The organism is Streptomyces mashuensis (assembly GCF_014654785.1).
GTDB lineage: Bacteria > Actinomycetota > Actinomycetes > Streptomycetales > Streptomycetaceae > Streptomyces > Streptomyces mashuensis.
Genome location: NZ_BNBD01000003.1, coordinates 168,540 through 185,670, shown reverse-complemented (window position 1 = coordinate 185,670; position 17,131 = coordinate 168,540). Strand labels below are relative to the sequence as shown.

Below are 17,131 nucleotides of genomic sequence, written 5' to 3'. Positions count from 1 at the left end.
CGCATGACCGACGCCATCACCCGCATCCCGGTCGCCGGCAGCGCGGGCACCGACCCGTACGAGGTGCTGATCGGCCGCAGGATGCTCGGTGAGCTGGGCGCCCTCGTCGGCCCGGAGGCCAAGCGGGTCGCCGTGCTGTACCCCGAGGCGCTCGCGCCCACCGGCGAGGTGTTCCGGGAGGACCTGGCGCAGCAGGGCTACGAGGCCATCGGCATCCAGCTGCCCAACGCCGAGGAGGCCAAGACCGCGGAGGTCGCCGCCTACTGCTGGAAGGCGCTGGGCCAGTCGAAGTTCACCCGCACCGACGTGATCGTCGGCGTGGGCGGCGGCGCCACCACCGACCTGGCGGGCTTCGTCGCGGCCACCTGGCTGCGCGGGGTGCGCTGGATCGCGGTGCCCACCACCGTGCTGGGCATGGTCGACGCCGCCGTCGGCGGCAAGACCGGCATCAACACGGCCGAGGGCAAGAACCTGGTGGGTGCCTTCCACCCGCCGGCCGGGGTGCTGTGCGACCTGGCGGCGCTGGAGTCGCTGCCGGTGAACGACTATGTGAGCGGGCTCGCCGAGGTCATCAAGGCCGGTTTCATCGCCGACCCGGTGATCCTCGACCTGATCGAGTCCGACCCGGAGGGGGCCCGCACGCCGCAGGGCCCGCACACGTCCGAGCTGATCGAGCGGGCGATCCGGGTCAAGGCCGAGGTGGTCTCCTCCGACCTCAAGGAGTCGGGCCTGCGGGAGATCCTCAACTACGGCCACACCCTGGCCCACGCCATCGAGAAGAACGAGCGGTACAACTGGCGGCACGGCGCGGCCGTCTCCGTCGGCATGGTCTTCGCCGCCGAGCTGGGGCGTATCGCCGGCCGCCTGGACGACGCCACCGCCGACCGGCACCGGGCGGTCCTGGAGTCGGTGGGCCTGCCGGTGACCTACCGGGGCGACCAGTGGCCGCGGCTGCTGGAGACGATGAAGGTCGACAAGAAGTCGCGCGGCGACCGGCTGCGCTTCATCGTCCTCGACGGCCTGGCGCGGCCCGCCGTGCTGGAGAGCCCGGACCCGGCGATGCTGCTGGCCGCCCACGCCGAGATCGCGGCATGAGCGGCGTGAGCGGTGTGAGCCCGCGCAGGGTGCTGGTCCTCAACGGGCCCAACCTGGGCCGTCTCGGCTCCCGGGAACCGGACGTGTACGGCTCGACGTCCTACAAGGGCCTGGTCGAGGAGTGCACCCGGCTCGGTGCCGAGCTGGGTTTCGCGGTGGAGGTCCGGGAGACCAACGACGAGGGCGAGCTGGTGCGCTGGCTGCACGAGGCCGCCGACGGCTCGCTGCCCGTCGTGATCAACCCCGGCGCGTTCACCCACTACTCGTACGCGATGCGGGACGCGGCGGCGCAGCGCACGGCGCCGCTGATCGAGGTGCACATCTCGAACCCGTACGCGCGCGAGGAGTTCCGGCACACCTCGGTGATCGCGGCCGTGGCCAGCGGCACGGTGGCCGGCTTCGGCATCGGCTCCTACCGGCTGGCGCTGCGCGCGCTGGCGGAGGAACTCCGGGGCTGAGCCGGGCGTTGGGCGGGCGGGCGGCTCGGGGTACGCTCCCTGGCCGCGCCGCCGTGTGCCGGGTCCGGTCCCGCCGTGGCGCGCCTCGCAGAAACCGCCGTACGAGACGGAGCGTGCCACAGGATGCAGCACCCCGTGGGACCGCCGGTGCCCCCGCCACCCCACCCCCCGATGCCGGCCGTACCCCCGCCCGACCCCAGCACCGCCGCGGTGGCGGTGCTGCTCATCGGTCCGGCCGGGGCGGGGAAGACCACCGTCGCCCGGTACTGGGCCGACACCCGCCGGGTCCCCACCGCCCACGTCAGCCTGGACGACGTCCGCGAGTGGGTGCGGTCGGGCTTCGCCAATCCGCAGTCCGGCTGGGACGAGCGGTCCGAGGCGCAGTACCGGCTGGCCCGCCGCACCTGCGGCTTCGCCGCCCGGAACTTCCTGGCCAACGGCATCTCCTGCATCATCGACGACGCCGTGTTCCCCGACCGGCCCGTGGTGGGCCTGGGCGGCTGGAAGCGGCACGTGGGCCCCGGTCTGCTGCCGGTGGTGCTGCTGCCGGGCCTGGAGGTGGTCCTGGAGCGCAACGCGGAGCGCACGGGCAACCGCCGGCTCGGTGACGAGGAGGTGGCCCGCATCCACGGCCGGATGGCCGGCTGGTACGGCTCCGGGCTGCCGATCATCGACAATTCGCAGCAGGACGTCGCCACCACGGCCCGGCTGCTGGACGAGGCGGTCGCCCGCTCCCTCACCGCGGTGCCGGCGCGCTAGACCCCGGCCGGTCCGCCGGTCGGCTCCCTGGGCAGGCCGGAACGGACCGCCGAACGTACGCTCGGAACCATGACCGAGGTGTACGCGGCACGGCGTTCCCTCCTCCGTGAGCGGTGCGCGGCGGCCGGCAGTGACGCCGCCCTGGTCTCCGGTGGCGCGAATGTCCGCTATCTGTCGGGCGGCGCCCCGGCCGGGGCCGTGCTGCTGCTCGGCCCGCGGCAGGACCTGCTGGTCTGCCCGACCGACCCGGCGGCCGACGTCACCGGCACCAGCCGGCCCGCCGACGACCTGCCGTTGCTGGTGCTGCCCTCGCCCGAGGGCGACCCGGCGGTGGCGGGCGCCGAACGGGCCGCGGAGGCCGGGGCCCGGGCCCTGGCCGTGGAGGAGCACCACCTGACGGTGGCCCGGCACCGGGCCCTCGGCTCGGTGGCGCCCCGGCTGCGCCTGGACGACCTGGGGCCGGCCGTGGAGCAGCAGCGGGTCGTCAAGGACGACGAGGAGATCTCCTGTCTGCGCATCGCGGCGGAGATCGCCGACCAGGCGCTGGGGGAGCTGCTGGAGTCGATCCTGGTGGGGCGGACCGAGCGGCATCTGGCGCTGGAGCTGGAGCGGCGGCTGATCGACCACGGCGCCGACGCGCCGGCCTTCGCCACGTCCGTGGGCGCGGGGCCGCACTCGGGCCGGTCCGGGCACGTGCCCACCGACCGGCGGGTGGAGGAGGGCGACTTCCTGAGCGTCTGCCTCGGCGCCTGCTACCGGGGCTACCGCAGCGAGATCGCCCGGACGTTCGTGATCGGCAGTTCGCCCGCCGACTGGCAGATCGAGCTGTACGAGCTGGTGTTCGCGGCCCAGCGCGCCGGCCGGGAGGCGCTGCTGCCCGGCGCGGCCTGCCGGGACGTGGACCGGGCGGCACGGGTGGTACTGGAGTCGGCGGGCCACGGCGAGCGGCTGGGCCCGGTGACGGGCCACGGCGTGGGGCTCGAAAACGACGAGGACCCTCGGCTGGCGCCGTCGGCCATGGGTAAACTGGACGCTTGCGTGCCGGTCACCGTAGATCCGGGGGTCCACCTCCCGGGGCGGGGCGGCGTCCGGATCGATGACACGCTCGTCGTCCGCCCCGAGGCGGACGGCGGACCCGAGCTACTCACCATCACGACCAAAGAGCTGCTCGCCCTCTAGCGGGGCGCACCGCACTTTCTGGTTCCACCAGTCCAGGAGATTCCGCAACCGTGGCATCCACGAACGACCTCAAGAACGGCATGGTGCTCAAGCTCGAAGGCGGCCAGCTCTGGTCCGTCGTCGAGTTCCAGCACGTCAAGCCCGGCAAGGGCCCCGCCTTCGTCCGTACGAAGCTGAAGAACGTGCTCTCCGGCAAGGTCGTCGACAAGACCTTCAACGCCGGCGTCAAGGTCGAGACGGCCAACGTCGACAAGCGCGGTATGCAGTTCTCGTACATGGACGGCGAATACTTCGTGTTCATGGACATGGACACGTACGACCAGCTGCACATCGACCGCAAGACCGTCGGTGACGCCGCCAACTTCCTGATCGAGGGCTTCGAGGCCGTCGTCGCGCAGAACGAGGGCAGCGTCCTCTACGTCGAGCTCCCCGCCGCGGTCGAGCTGACCATCGCGCACACCGAGCCGGGCGTCCAGGGCGACCGCTCCACCGGTGGCTCGAAGCCCGCCACGCTGGAGACCGGCTACGAGATCCAGGTTCCGCTCTTCATCACCACGGGTGAGAAGATCAAGGTGGACACCCGTACCGGTGATTACCTCGGCCGGGTGAACAGCTAACCGTGGCTGCCCGTAGCAAGGCCCGTAAGCGCGCCTTCCAGATCCTGTTCGAGGCCGACCAGCGCGGGGCGACCGTGCAGACCGTCCTCGCGGACTGGATCCGGCACTCGCGGTCCGACGACCGGCAGCCGCCGGTCAACGAGTACACGATGCGGCTCGTCGAGGGCTACGCGGAGCACGTCGCCCGGATCGACGAGCTCATCAGCACCTACGCGGTGGACTGGGAGCTCGACCGGATGCCGGCCGCCGACCGCAGCATCGTGCGCCTGGGCGCGTACGAGCTGATCTGGGAGGACGAGACCCCGGACGCGGTGGCGATCGACGAGGCGGTGCAGCTCGCGAAGGAGTTCTCCACCGACGAGTCCCCCGCCTTCGTCAACGGTCTGCTCGGCCGTTTCAAGGAGCTCAAGCCCAGCCTGCGGCGCGAGAACCACTGATACGGAAAACCGCCTGGGGCGGGAAACCATCGGGTTTCCCGCCCCAGGCGGTTTTCACGGCGTTTCTCGGGCCGGCGCTGCTCAGGCCTCTTCGTGCTGGACCGCGCGGCGCGCGTCCGCGTCCAGGACGCCCCAGCTGATCAGCTGCTCGGTGAGCACCGAGGGCGACTGGTCGTAGATCACGGCCAGGGTGCGCAGGTCGTCCTGGCGGATCGAGAGCACCTTGCCGTTGTAGTCGCCGCGCTGGCTCTGGATGGTCGCGGCGTAGCGCTGGAGCGGGCCCGCCTTCTCGGCCGGGACGTGGGCGAGGCGCTCCAGGTCCAGGACCAGCTTCGGCGGGGGCTCGGCGGCGCCGCCGGGCGTGGTGCCGGGCAGCAGCTCCTGCACGGGCACGCCGTAGAAATCAGCCAGCTCGGCCAGGCGCTGCACGGTCACGGCACGGTCGCCGCGCTCGTACGAACCCACCACGACGGCCTTCCAGCGCCCCTGGGACTTCTCCTCCACGCCGTGGAGGGAGAGGCCCTGCTGGGTGCGGATGGCACGGAGCTTGGCCCCGAGCTGTTTGGCGTATTCGCTGGACATAAAGCTCCCCGGACGCAGACTGGTAACTCACTGTGAGGTTACGCAGCGTAATCCCGGATCGTCAAGCCGAATGGGCCACCCCCTGGGCCGTCGGAGGTGTGCTCCCGGCCCGGTCCCGCACCGCCGCGGAGCCCCTCCCGGAATGCTGGTACGGTGGAGGCCGTACGGCTGAAATCCGGGTCCGTGAGCCCGGGGGCCGTGCATCCGACGTCCTTTAAGGTCCGTCCCGTGAGGCGGAGAAGGAGGTCCGTTTCGTATGGACGCACATCTTCCGGCAGGTTCCGCCGCGCCGGGCCCGGCCCGTCCCGTGCTCGAGGCACCGGACATCGCCCGGGTCCTGACCCGCATCGCCCACGAGATCGTCGAGCGCGCCAAGGGCGCCGACGACGTGGTCCTCCTCGGCATCCCCACCCGCGGCGTCTTCCTCGCCCGCCGGCTGGCCGACAGGCTCGAGGACATCACCGGCACCAAGACGCCGGTCGGCTCCCTCGACATCACCATGTACCGCGACGACCTCCGGCTGCGTCCGGCCCGTGCGCTGGCCCGTACCGAGATCCCCGGCGAGGGCATCGACGGCCGCCTCGTGGTCCTCGTCGACGACGTGCTCTTCTCCGGCCGCACCATCCGCGCCGCGCTGGACGCGCTGAACGACATCGGCCGCCCGCGCGCCGTGCAGCTCGCCGTCCTGGTCGACCGCGGCCACCGCGAGCTGCCCATCCGCGCCGACTACGTCGGCAAGAACCTCCCCACGTCGCTGCGGGAGACGGTCAAGGTCCAGCTCACCGAGGAGGACGGGCGCGACAGCGTGCTCCTCGGCGCCGGTCCCGCCACCTCGGCCGAGCGGCAGTAACCCCCACCCCGGACCCGGCACGCCCCGGGCCCGTACCGCCGCATGCCCGGCCACACCCCCGCACACCTCCACACCCCCGGAGCAACCGGATGAAGCGCCACCTCATCTCGGCCGCCGACCTCACCCGCGACGACGCCGTCCTGATCCTCGACACCGCCGAGGAGATGGCCCGGGTCGCCGACCGGCCGATCAAGAAGCTGCCGACCCTGCGCGGCCGTACCGTCGTCAACCTCTTCTTCGAGGACTCGACGCGCACCCGCATCTCCTTCGAGGCCGCCGCCAAGCGGCTCTCCGCCGACGTCATCAACTTCTCCGCCAAGGGCTCCTCGGTGTCCAAGGGCGAGTCCCTCAAGGACACCGCCCTCACCCTGGAGGCGATGGGCGCCGACGCCGTCGTCATCCGCCACCACGACTCCGGCGCCCCGCACCGCCTGGCCACCTCCGGCTGGATCGGCGGCTCGGTCGTCAACGCCGGTGACGGCACCCACGAGCACCCCACCCAGGCGCTGCTGGACGCCTTCACCGTGCGCCGCCGCCTCATCGGCCCGGACGCGGGGCTGGGCAAGGACCTCGCCGGCCGCCGCATCACCGTCGTCGGCGACGTCCTGCACAGCCGGGTCGCCCGCTCCAACGTGCACCTGCTCACCACGCTCGGCGCCGAGGTCACCCTCGTCGCGCCGCCCACCCTGCTGCCGATCGGCGTGGAGACCTGGCCGTGCGAGGTCTCGTACGACCTGGACGCCGTGCTGCCGAAGTCGGACGCGGTGATGATGCTGCGCGTCCAGCGCGAGCGGATGAACGCCGCGTTCTTCCCCACCGAGCGCGAGTACGCCCGCCGCTACGGCCTCGACGGCGACCGCATGGCCCGGATGCCCGAGGACGCGATCGTCATGCACCCCGGCCCGATGAACCGGGGCATGGAGATCACCGCCGAGGTCGCCGACTCGCCCCGCTGCACGGCCGTGGAGCAGGTCGCCAACGGCGTCTCGATCCGCATGGCCGTGCTCTACCTGCTGCTCGGCGGCTCCGAGCCCGCCACCACCCCCCACGCCGTCACCCCGAACACCGTCCGCCCCGAGGAGGCGCAGTAACCATGCCGAAGATCCTGATCCGTGGCGCCAAGGTCCTCGGCGGAGAGCCCCAGGACGTCCTGATCGACGGCGAGACGATCGCCGAGGTCGCCCCCTCCCTGACCGCCCCCGAGGGCGCGCAGGTGATCGAGGCGGCCGGCAAGATCCTGCTGCCCGGCCTCGTCGACCTCCACACCCACCTGCGCGAGCCCGGCCGCGAGGACTCCGAGACCGTCCTGACCGGCACCAAGGCGGCCGCCGTCGGCGGCTACACCGCCGTGCACGCCATGGCCAACACCTTCCCCGTCGCCGACACCGCCGGCGTCGTCGAGCAGGTCTGGCGGCTGGGCAAGGAGTCCGGCTACTGCGACGTCCAGCCCGTCGGTGCCGTCACCGTCGGCCTGGAGGGCAAGAAGCTCGCCGAGCTGGGCGCCATGCACGACTCGGCCGCCGGCGTCCGCGTCTTCTCCGACGACGGCAAGTGCGTCGACGACGCCGTCATCATGCGGCGCGCCCTGGAGTACGTGAAGGCCTTCGACGGCGTCGTCGCCCAGCACGCGCAGGAGCCCCGGCTCACCGAGGGCGCCCAGATGAACGAGGGCGTCGTCTCCGCCGAGCTGGGCCTGGGCGGCTGGCCCGCCGTCGCCGAGGAGTCGATCATCGCCCGGGACGTGCTGCTCGCCGCGCACGTCGGCTCCCGCGTGCACATCTGCCACCTGTCGACCGCCGGCTCGGTGGAGATCGTGCGCTGGGCCAAGTCCAAGGGCTGGAACGTCACCGCCGAGGTCACCCCGCACCACCTCCTCCTCACCGACGAGCTGGTCCGCAGCTACGACCCGGTCTACAAGGTCAACCCGCCGCTGCGCACCGAGGCCGACGTGCTGGCCCTGCGCGAGGCGCTGGCCGACGGCACGATCGACTGCGTGGCCACCGACCACGCCCCGCACCCGCACGAGGACAAGGACTGCGAGTGGGGCGCCGCGGCCATGGGCATGGTCGGCCTGGAGACCGCGCTGTCCGTCGTGCAGCACACCATGGTCGACACCGGCCTGCTGGACTGGGCCCAGGTCGCCGACCGGATGTCCGTCCGCCCGGCCGCCATCGGCCGGCTGGCCGGGCACGGCCGCCCGGTCGCCGCCGGTGAGCCTGCCAACCTGACCCTGGTCGACTCCGCTTACCGTGGTGTCGTGGACCCCGCGGGCTTCGCCTCCCGCAGCCGCAACACCCCCTACCGGGGCATGGAGCTGCCGGGACGCGTCACCCACACCTTCCTGCGGGGCCGGGCGACGGTCGTGGACGGGAATCTCACGTGACATCTGCACTCATCAACCTGGCGGACGGGCCGAAGTCCCAGGCCGTCACGGACTGGGCCGCGCGCATCGGCTGGGTCGTCGGGCTGCTGCTCTTCGTGGCGCTCTGCTACTGGCTGATGCGCGAGGGCTGGAAGTGGCGCGGCACGCTCCAGGGCGACCTGCCCGAGCTGCCGGCCGTCCCCGGCGCGCCGGGCGAGCCCGAGCTGCGGATGAGCGGCCGCTACCACGGCTCGACCACCGCCGGCCAGTGGCTCGACCGCATCGTGGCGCACGGCCTGGGCACCCGCAGCCGGGCCGAGCTCACCCTCACCGAGCAGGGCGTGGCGGTCGTACGGCCGGGCGCGGCGGACTTCCTCATCCCCGCGACCGCCCTGCGCGGCGCCCGCCTGGACAAGGGCATCGCCGGCAAGGTCCTCACCGAGGGCGGCCTGCTGGTGATCACCTGGGAGCACGGCGGCAAGGCCCTCGACTCCGGCTTCCGCTCCGACCGGGTGGCCGAGCACGCCGCCTGGGTCGAGGCGATCAGCACGGCGATCAGCACCAAGAACAGCACTACGGAAGGCGCACGATGACGACCTCCACCAGGGGGACCGGCCAGATCCCCGCCGTACTTGTCCTGGAGGACGGCCGTACGTTCCGCGGCCGTGCCTACGGGGCCGTGGGGGCCACCTTCGGCGAGGCGGTGTTCTCCACCGGCATGACCGGCTACCAGGAGACGCTGACCGACCCCTCCTACCACCGCCAGGTCGTCGTGATGACGGCCCCGCACGTCGGCAACACCGGCGTCAACGACGAGGACCCCGAGTCCGGCCGCATCTGGGTCGCCGGGTACGTCGTCCGCGACCCCGCCCGCATCCCCTCCAACTGGCGGTCGCGCCGCACGCTGGACGAGGAGCTGGAGCGCCAGGGCGTCGTCGGCATCTGCGGCATCGACACCCGTGCCCTCACCCGCCACCTGCGCGAGCGCGGTGCGATGCGGGTCGGCATCTTCTCCGGCGACGCCGTCACCGACGAGGCCGCGATGCTCGCCCGCGTCCAGGAGGCCCCCGAGATGAAGGGCGCCGACCTGTCCGCCGAGGTGGCCACCAAGGAGACGTACGTCGTCCCCGCCATCGGCGAGAAGCGCTTCACCGTCGCCGCGGTCGACCTCGGCATCAAGGGCATGACCCCGCACCGGATGGCCGAGCGCGGCATCGAGGTGCACGTCCTGCCCGCCACCGCCACGCTGGACGACGTCTACGCGGTGAACCCGGACGGCGTGTTCTTCTCCAACGGCCCCGGCGACCCGGCCACCGCCGACCACCCCGTCTCGGTGATGCGCGGCGTGCTGGAGCGCGGCACCCCGCTGTTCGGCATCTGCTTCGGCAACCAGATCCTCGGCCGCGCCCTGGGCTTCGGCACGTACAAGCTGAAGTACGGCCACCGCGGCATCAACCAGCCGGTGCAGGACCGTACGACCGGCAAGGTCGAGGTCACCGCCCACAACCACGGCTTCGCCGTCGACGCCCCGCTCGACGGCCCCGCCGACACGCCCTACGGGCGGGTCGAGGTCTCCCACGTCTGCCTGAACGACAACGTGGTCGAGGGCCTCCAGCTGCTCGACCGCCCGGCGTTCAGCGTCCAGTACCACCCCGAGGCGGCCGCGGGTCCGCACGACGCCGCGTACCTGTTCGACCGCTTCGTGTCCCTGATGGAGGGCCAGCGTGCCTAAGCGCACCGACATCCAGTCCGTTCTGGTCATCGGCTCCGGCCCGATCGTCATCGGCCAGGCCGCCGAGTTCGACTACTCCGGCACCCAGGCGTGCCGTGTCCTGAAGTCCGAGGGACTGCGGGTCATCCTGGTCAACTCCAACCCGGCCACGATCATGACCGACCCGGAGATCGCCGACGCCACGTACGTCGAGCCGATCACCCCGGAGTTCGTCGAGAAGATCATCGCCAAGGAGCGCCCCGACGCCCTCCTGCCCACCCTGGGCGGCCAGACCGCGCTCAACACCGCCATCTCCATGCACGAGAACGGCGTGCTGGAGAAGTACGGCGTGGAGCTGATCGGCGCCAACGTCGAGGCGATCCACAAGGGCGAGGACCGCGACCTGTTCAAGGGCGTCGTCGAGGCCGTCAACGCCAGGATTGGCCACGGCGAGTCCGCCCGCTCGGTCATCTGCCACACCATGGACGAGGTCCTCGCGGGCGTCGAGACGCTCGGCGGCTACCCCGTCGTCGTCCGCCCGTCCTTCACCATGGGCGGCGCCGGCTCCGGCTTCGCCCACGACGAGGACGAGCTGCGCCGCATCGCCGGCCAGGGCCTCACGCTCTCCCCGACCACCGAGGTGCTCCTGGAGGAGTCCATCCTCGGCTGGAAGGAGTACGAGCTGGAGCTGATGCGCGACAAGAACGACAACGTCGTGGTCGTCTGCTCCATCGAGAACTTCGACCCCATGGGCGTGCACACCGGTGACTCCATCACCGTCGCCCCGGCGATGACGCTCACCGACCGCGAGTACCAGATCCTGCGCGACATCGGTATCGCGATCATCCGCGAGGTCGGCGTCGACACCGGCGGCTGCAACATCCAGTTCGCCGTCAACCCCGAGGACGGCCGGGTCATCGTCATCGAGATGAACCCGCGCGTCTCCCGCTCCTCCGCGCTCGCCTCCAAGGCCACCGGCTTCCCGATCGCGAAGATCGCCGCCCGTCTGGCCGTCGGCTACACGCTCGACGAGATCCCCAACGACATCACCGAGCAGACCCCGGCGTCCTTCGAGCCCACGCTCGACTACGTCGTGGTCAAGGCGCCCCGCTTCGCGTTCGAGAAGTTCCCGGCCGCCGACGCCACCCTCACCACCACCATGAAGTCGGTCGGCGAGGCCATGGCCATCGGCCGCAACTTCACCGAGGCGCTGCAGAAGGCCCTCCGCTCGCTGGAGAAGAAGGGCTCCCAGTTCGACTTCGTGAGCCCGGTCGGCGACAAGGACGAGCTGCTGGTCAAGGCCGCGGTCCCCACCGACGGCCGGATCAACACGGTCATGGAGGCCATCCGGGCCGGCGCCACCCAGGAGGAGGTCTTCGCCGCCACGAAGATCGACCCCTGGTTCGTCGACCAGCTGTTCCTCATCCACGAGACCGCCGAGGCCGTCCGCGCCGCCGACCGGCTCACCCCCGAGCTGCTCGCCGAGGCCAAGCGGCACGGCTTCTCCGACGCCCAGATCGCCGCCGTCCGCGGCCTGCGCGAGGACGTCGTCCGCGAGATCCGCCAGGCGCTCGGCATCCGCCCGGTCTACAAGACCGTCGACACCTGCGCCGCCGAGTTCGCCGCGAAGACCCCGTACTTCTACTCGTCCTACGACGAGGAGACCGAGGTCGCCCCGCGCGAGAAGCCCGCCGTGATCATCCTCGGCTCGGGCCCCAACCGCATCGGCCAGGGCATCGAGTTCGACTACTCCTGCGTGCACGCCTCCTTCGCCCTCGGCGAGGCCGGCTACGAGACCGTCATGGTCAACTGCAACCCGGAGACCGTCTCCACCGACTACGACACCTCCGACCGGCTCTACTTCGAGCCGCTCACCCTGGAGGACGTCCTGGAGATCGTCCACGCCGAGATGCAGGCCGGCCCCGTCGCGGGTGTCCTGGTCCAGCTCGGCGGCCAGACCCCGCTCGGCCTCGCCCAGGCGCTCAAGGAGAACGGCGTTCCGATCGTCGGCACCTCGCCCGAGGCCATCGACCTCGCCGAGGAGCGCGGCGCCTTCGGCCGCGTCCTCACCGAGGCCGGCCTGCCCGCGCCCAAGTACGGCACCGCCTTCTCCTTCGAGGAGGCCAAGAAGACCGCCGGCGAGATCGGCTACCCCGTCATGGTCCGCCCCTCCTACGTGCTGGGCGGCCGCGGCATGGAGATCGTCTACGACGAGCCCTCCCTCGCCGCCTACCTGGAGCGGCACGCCGGCCTGATCTCCGAGCACCCGGTCCTCATCGACCGCTTCCTCGACGACGCCATCGAGATCGACGTCGACGCGCTCTACGACGGCCACGAGCTCTACCTCGGCGGCGTCATGGAGCACATCGAGGAGGCCGGCATCCACTCCGGCGACTCCGCCTGCGCCCTGCCCCCCATCACCCTGGGCGGCCACGACATCAAGCGGCTGCGCGCCTCCACCGAGGCCATCGCCAAGGGCGTCGGCGTCCGCGGCCTGATCAACATCCAGTTCGCCATGGCCGGGGACATCCTCTACGTCCTGGAGGCCAACCCGCGCGCCTCCCGCACGGTGCCCTTCACCTCCAAGGCGACCGCCGTGCCGCTGGCCAAGGCCGCCGCCCGCATCTCGCTCGGCGCCACCATCGCCGAGCTGCGCGCCGAGGGCCTGCTGCCGAAGAACGGCGACGGCGGCTCCCTGCCGCTGGACGCGCCGATCTCCGTCAAGGAGGCCGTCCTGCCCTGGTCCCGGTTCCGCGACGCCTCCGGGCGCGGCGTGGACACCGTCCTCGGCCCCGAGATGCGCTCCACCGGCGAGGTCATGGGCATCGACGCCGTCTTCGGCACCGCCTACGCCAAGTCGCAGGCCGGCGCGTACGGCGCCCTGCCCACCAAGGGCCGCGCGTTCGTGTCCGTCGCCAACCGCGACAAGCGCTCGATGATCTTCCCCGCCCGTGAGCTGGTCGCCCACGGCTTCGAGCTGCTCGCCACCTCCGGCACCGCCGAGGTGCTGCGCCGCAACGGCATCAACGCCACCGTGGTGCGCAAGCAGAGCGAGGGCGAGGGACCGAACGGCGAGAAGACCATCGTCCAGCTCATCCACGAGGGCCAGGTCGACCTCATCGTCAACACGCCCTACGGCACCGGCGGCCGCCTCGACGGCTACGAGATCCGCACCGCCGCCGTGGCCCGCTCCGTGCCCTGCCTGACCACCGTCCAGGCGCTGGCCGCGGCCGTGCAGGGCATCGACGCCCTCACCCGCGGCGAGGTCGGCGTGCGCTCCCTCCAGGAGCACGCGCAGCACCTGATCGCCGCCCGCGAGGCGTAAGGCACGTCCGCACCACCGTGCGAGGGGGACACCGACCGGTGTCCCCCTCGCCATGAGAGCCGCCCCCACGGCACACCTCACGGCACACCGCCACGGCACCCCTCACGGAAGGCGTCACGGAAGGCCCGCCATGTACCGACTCCTGTTCGACCTGATCTTCACCCGGATGGACCCCGAGAAGGCCCACCACCTGGCCTTCGGCTGGATCCGTGCGCTCGCCCGCGTCCCCGTCCTGCGCACCTTCGCCGCCGCCGTGCTCGCCCCCCGCCACAAGGAGCTGCGCACCGAGGCGCTGGGCCTGCGCATGCACGGCCCCTTCGGCCTCGCCGCCGGCTTCGACAAGAACGCCGACGGCATCGACGGCCTGGCCATGCTCGGCTTCGGCCACGTCGAGGTCGGCACCGTCACCGCGCAGCCGCAGCCCGGCAACCCCAAGAAGCGCCTCTTCCGCCTCGTCGCCGACCGCGCGCTGATCAACCGCATGGGCTTCAACAACGACGGCTCCGAGGCCGTGGCCCGCCGCCTCGCCGCCCGCCACGAGGTCTTCCGGACCACGGTCGGCGTCAACATCGGCAAGACCAAGATCGTGCCGGAGGAGGAGGCCGTCGCCGACTACGTCGCCTCCACCGAGCGCCTCGCCGCCCACGCCGACTACCTCGTCGTCAACGTCTCCTCGCCCAACACGCCCGGGCTCCGCAACCTCCAGGCCGTGGACCACCTGCGGCCGCTGCTGTCCGCCGTGCGCGAGGCCGCCGACCGCACCGTCACCGCGCGCCGCGTCCCGCTCCTCGTCAAGATCGCCCCGGACCTCGCCGACGAGGACGTCGACGCCGTCGCCGACCTCGCCGTCGAGCTCGGCCTCGACGGCATCATCGCCACCAACACCACCATCGCCCGCGACGGCCTCGGCCTGCGCACCCCCAAGCGCACCGTCGAGGCCATCGGCGCGGGCGGCCTCTCCGGCGCGCCCCTGAAGGAGCGCTCGCTGGAGGTCCTGCGCCGCCTGTACGCCCGTGTGGGCGACCGGATCACCCTCGTCGGCGTCGGGGGCGTGGAGACCGCCGACGACGTCTGGGAGCGCATCCTGGCCGGCGCCACGCTGGTGCAGGGCTACAGCGCCTTCGTGTACGAGGGCCCGTTCTGGTGCCGGAAGATCCACAAGGGCCTGGCCGAGCGCCTCGCCGCCAGCCCGTACGCCACCCTCGCCGAGGCCGTCGGCGCCGACCACAAGAAGGTGACCGCATGACCTCCGCGTCCTCTCCGGAGCCCTTCGGCGCCCGCCTGCGCCGCGCCATGGACGAGCGGGGCCCGCTCTGCGTCGGCATCGACCCGCACGCCTCGCTCCTCACCGACTGGGGCCTGAGCGACGACATCGCCGGCCTGGAGCGCTTCACGCACACCGTCGTCGAGGCGCTGGCCGACCGGGTCGCCGTCCTCAAGCCGCAGTCCGCGTTCTTCGAGCGCTTCGGCTCCCGCGGCATCGCCGTACTGGAGCGCGCCGTGGCCGACGCCCGCGCCGCCGGCGCGCTGGTGCTCATGGACGCCAAGCGCGGCGACATCGGCTCGACCATGGCCGCGTACGCCGCCACCTACCTCGACCCGGCCTCGCCGCTGTTCTCCGACGCCGTGACCGTCAGCCCGTACCTCGGCTACGGCTCGCTGCGCCCGGCGCTGGACCTGGCCCGGGAGAGCGGCACCGGCGTCTTCGTGCTGGCGCTGACCTCCAACCCCGAGGGCGCCGAGGTGCAGCACGCCGTCCGCGGCGACGGCGCGACGGTGGCGGCCACGATGCTGGACCACCTGCGGGCCGAGAACGCCGGTGCGGCGCCCATGGGCTCGTACGGGGCCGTCGTCGGCGCCACCCTGGGCGGTGCGGCCGCCGCGCAGGGTACGGATCTGGCCATCAACGGCCCCCTCCTGGCCCCCGGCATCGGGGCGCAGGGCGCCACGGCCGCGGACCTGCCCCGCGTGTTCGGCGCGGCCGCCGGCGACGTGGTGCCGAACGTCAGCCGGGGCGTGCTGCGGCACGGGCCGGACGTGGCGGCGCTGCGGGAGAGCGCGGAGCGGTTCGCCGGCGAGGTGCGCGAGGCGCTCGGCGGGTAGCCGACGGCGATTACCGGCCGCCGGGCGTCGTCGGAACGTCAAAATTGTCGGTCATTATGTCCGGAAAAGTCCTGGTCGCGCGAGTCTGACCAGGACTTTTCGTCTGTTCTCGCTGACTGGAGCGGGATCGGCCGCTAGTCTCCGTCGAGAGCGAACGTGCAAGCGCGTTGCTCGTTGCTCCGCAGGTGTGGGCCGACTAGGTTCCTCACCGGTCCGTATCCGACAGTTCGACATCCGAGGTGACGTAGGCGTGGCTCTTCCGCCCCTTACCCCTGAACAGCGCGCAGCCGCGCTCGAAAAGGCCGCCGCGGCTCGCCGGGAGCGCGCCGAGGTCAAGAATCGGCTCAAGCACTCCGGCGCCTCTCTGCACGACGTGATCGAGCAGGGCCAGAAGAACGAAGTCATCGGCAAGATGAAGGTCAGTGCCCTGCTGGAGAGCCTCCCCGGCGTCGGCAAGGTGCGGGCCAAGCAGATCATGGAGCGACTGGGGATCTCCGAGAGCCGACGTGTGCGCGGTCTCGGTTCGAACCAGATCGCCGCCCTGGAGCGGGAGTTCGGCGGCAAGGCCGCCTGACGCCCCCCGGCTGGTTACCGGGCACTCCCCGGAACCGGGATAATCGCTGCATGAGTACTGCAGTCTCCCGGGGGACGTCCCCCGTTCCCCCGGCCGGACAACCGCGGCTGACCGTGCTCTCCGGCCCCTCCGGGGTCGGCAAGAGCACGGTCGTCGCCCATATGCGCAAGGCCCACCCCGAGGTATGGCTGTCGGTCTCCTGCACCACCCGCAAGCCCCGCCCCGGTGAGCAGGACGGCGTCCAGTACTTCTTCGTCGACGACGAGCAGTTCGACAAGCTCATCGCCAACGGGGAGCTGCTGGAGTGGGCCGAGTTCGCGGGCAACCGCTACGGCACGCCGCGGAAGGCCGTGCTCGACCGCCTGGAGGCGGGCGAGCCGGTCCTGCTGGAGATCGACCTCCAGGGCGCCCGTCAGGTGCGCGAGACCATGCCGGAGGCACAGCTGGTCTTCCTCGCGCCGCCCAGCTGGGAGGAGCTGGTCCGCCGGCTCACCGGCCGGGGGACGGAGTCGCCCGAGGTGATCGAGCGCCGCCTCGAGGCCGCGAAGGTGGAGCTGGCGGCGGAGTCGGAGTTCGACACCACGCTGGTCAACACCTCGGTCGAGGACGTGGCGCGCGAGCTGCTAGCCTTGCTGCGCTGAACATCTTTCTTCACCCCCCTTCGGAAGGCAGAGAGTGTCCTCTTCCATCACCGCGCCCGAGGGCATCATCAACCCGCCGATTGATGAGCTGCTCGAGGCGACCGACTCGAAGTACAGCCTCGTGATCTACGCCGCCAAGCGCGCGCGCCAGATCAACGCGTACTACTCGCAGCTCGGCGAGGGCCTGCTGGAGTACGTCGGCCCGCTGGTGGACACCCACGTCCACGAGAAGCCGCTGTCCATCGCGCTCCGTGAGATCAACGCGGGCCTGCTGACCTCCGAGGCCGTCGAGGCCCCGGCCGCGTAAGGCCGCCACGCGGCGACGCGACAGCACACACGCAATACACACGTCACCAAGGGCCCGGCAGTACACCTGCCGGGCCCTTGGTGTGTCATGGAGCCGTACGCGTACGCGTGAAGGTGAACGCGCGACGGCGA

18 protein-coding genes are annotated in these 17,131 nt (G+C 71.9%); 17 read left to right on the top strand and 1 reads right to left on the bottom strand.

Going from position 1 to position 17,131, the window contains the following annotated elements:
• Window positions 1-3 precede the first annotated feature (3 nt).
• The 6 genes from aroB to nusB all read left to right on the top strand — a co-directional run bounded on the left by aroB (window position 4) and on the right by nusB (window position 4,545).
• A complete protein-coding gene (gene aroB, locus IE305_RS10185; protein WP_190129182.1) occupies window positions 4-1,095 on the top strand; it encodes a 3-dehydroquinate synthase in 1,092 nt (363 codons plus the stop codon).
• Entirely contained in the window at window positions 1,092-1,553 is a 462-nt protein-coding gene (gene aroQ / locus IE305_RS10180) for a type II 3-dehydroquinate dehydratase (protein WP_190129181.1), read from the top strand. The genes aroB and aroQ overlap by 4 nt, the downstream gene beginning before the upstream one ends.
• Before the next feature lie 75 nt (window positions 1,554-1,628).
• On the top strand, window positions 1,629-2,312 hold the full coding sequence (locus IE305_RS10175) for an AAA family ATPase (RefSeq protein WP_373311559.1): 684 nt from the start codon (window positions 1,629-1,631) through the stop codon (window positions 2,310-2,312).
• Window positions 2,313-2,381: 69 nt separating this feature from the next.
• The gene (locus IE305_RS10170) at window positions 2,382-3,491 is read left to right on the top strand and encodes an aminopeptidase P family protein (RefSeq protein WP_190129179.1); all 1,110 of its coding nucleotides are present in this window, start codon (window positions 2,382-2,384) and stop codon (window positions 3,489-3,491) included.
• 50 nt (window positions 3,492-3,541) lie between these two features.
• On the top strand, window positions 3,542-4,108 hold the full coding sequence (gene efp, locus IE305_RS10165; protein WP_190129178.1) for an elongation factor P: 567 nt from the start codon (window positions 3,542-3,544) through the stop codon (window positions 4,106-4,108).
• Between the two features lie 2 nt (window positions 4,109-4,110).
• On the top strand, window positions 4,111-4,545 hold the full coding sequence (gene nusB, locus IE305_RS10160; RefSeq protein WP_190129177.1) for a transcription antitermination factor NusB: 435 nt from the start codon (window positions 4,111-4,113) through the stop codon (window positions 4,543-4,545).
• 81 nt (window positions 4,546-4,626) lie between these two features.
• Here nusB and bldD read toward each other — a convergent pair whose 3' ends face one another.
• The gene (gene bldD, locus IE305_RS10155; RefSeq protein ID WP_190129176.1) at window positions 4,627-5,127 is read right to left on the bottom strand and encodes a transcriptional regulator BldD; all 501 of its coding nucleotides are present in this window, start codon (window positions 5,125-5,127) and stop codon (window positions 4,627-4,629) included.
• Window positions 5,128-5,383: 256 nt separating this feature from the next.
• Between bldD and pyrR the strand changes: the two genes are divergently transcribed.
• The 11 genes from pyrR to rpoZ all read left to right on the top strand — a co-directional run bounded on the left by pyrR (window position 5,384) and on the right by rpoZ (window position 17,000).
• Window positions 5,384-5,977, top strand: a complete 594-nt coding sequence (gene pyrR, locus IE305_RS10150; RefSeq protein WP_190129175.1) for a bifunctional pyr operon transcriptional regulator/uracil phosphoribosyltransferase PyrR — start codon at window positions 5,384-5,386, stop codon at window positions 5,975-5,977.
• A gap of 89 nt (window positions 5,978-6,066) precedes the next feature.
• Window positions 6,067-7,068, top strand: a complete 1,002-nt coding sequence (locus IE305_RS10145; RefSeq protein WP_190129174.1) for an aspartate carbamoyltransferase catalytic subunit — start codon at window positions 6,067-6,069, stop codon at window positions 7,066-7,068.
• A 2-nt stretch (window positions 7,069-7,070) separates the two neighbouring features.
• Window positions 7,071-8,360 carry a dihydroorotase gene (locus tag IE305_RS10140; protein ID WP_190129173.1) on the top strand — a complete coding sequence of 430 codons (1,290 nt, stop codon included), beginning with the start codon at window positions 7,071-7,073 and terminating at the stop codon, window positions 8,358-8,360.
• A complete protein-coding gene (locus IE305_RS10135) occupies window positions 8,357-8,932 on the top strand; it encodes a PH-like domain-containing protein (protein WP_190129172.1) in 576 nt (191 codons plus the stop codon). The genes IE305_RS10140 and IE305_RS10135 overlap by 4 nt, the downstream gene beginning before the upstream one ends.
• The gene (carA, locus tag IE305_RS10130; protein WP_190129171.1) at window positions 8,929-10,071 is read left to right on the top strand and encodes a glutamine-hydrolyzing carbamoyl-phosphate synthase small subunit; all 1,143 of its coding nucleotides are present in this window, start codon (window positions 8,929-8,931) and stop codon (window positions 10,069-10,071) included. The genes IE305_RS10135 and carA overlap by 4 nt, the downstream gene beginning before the upstream one ends.
• Window positions 10,064-13,375 (top strand): carbamoyl-phosphate synthase large subunit, encoded by a 3,312-nt coding sequence (carB, locus tag IE305_RS10125; protein WP_190129170.1) that lies wholly within the window; start codon window positions 10,064-10,066, stop codon window positions 13,373-13,375. Before carA ends, carB begins: the two co-directional genes overlap by 8 nt.
• Window positions 13,376-13,505: 130 nt before the next feature.
• Entirely contained in the window at window positions 13,506-14,621 is a 1,116-nt protein-coding gene (locus IE305_RS10120; RefSeq protein WP_190129169.1) for a quinone-dependent dihydroorotate dehydrogenase, read from the top strand.
• On the top strand, window positions 14,618-15,478 hold the full coding sequence (pyrF, locus tag IE305_RS10115; protein ID WP_190129168.1) for an orotidine-5'-phosphate decarboxylase: 861 nt from the start codon (window positions 14,618-14,620) through the stop codon (window positions 15,476-15,478). Before IE305_RS10120 ends, pyrF begins: the two co-directional genes overlap by 4 nt.
• 250 nt (window positions 15,479-15,728) lie before the next feature.
• Window positions 15,729-16,052: an integration host factor gene (locus tag IE305_RS10110; protein WP_190129167.1), complete on the top strand. Its 324-nt coding sequence runs from the start codon at window positions 15,729-15,731 to the stop codon at window positions 16,050-16,052.
• Between the two features lie 50 nt (window positions 16,053-16,102).
• Window positions 16,103-16,693 carry a guanylate kinase gene (gmk, locus tag IE305_RS10105; RefSeq protein WP_190129166.1) on the top strand — a complete coding sequence of 197 codons (591 nt, stop codon included), beginning with the start codon at window positions 16,103-16,105 and terminating at the stop codon, window positions 16,691-16,693.
• Between the two features lie 34 nt (window positions 16,694-16,727).
• Window positions 16,728-17,000: a DNA-directed RNA polymerase subunit omega gene (rpoZ, locus tag IE305_RS10100; RefSeq protein WP_126913306.1), complete on the top strand. Its 273-nt coding sequence runs from the start codon at window positions 16,728-16,730 to the stop codon at window positions 16,998-17,000.
• Window positions 17,001-17,131: the final 131 nt, after the last annotated feature.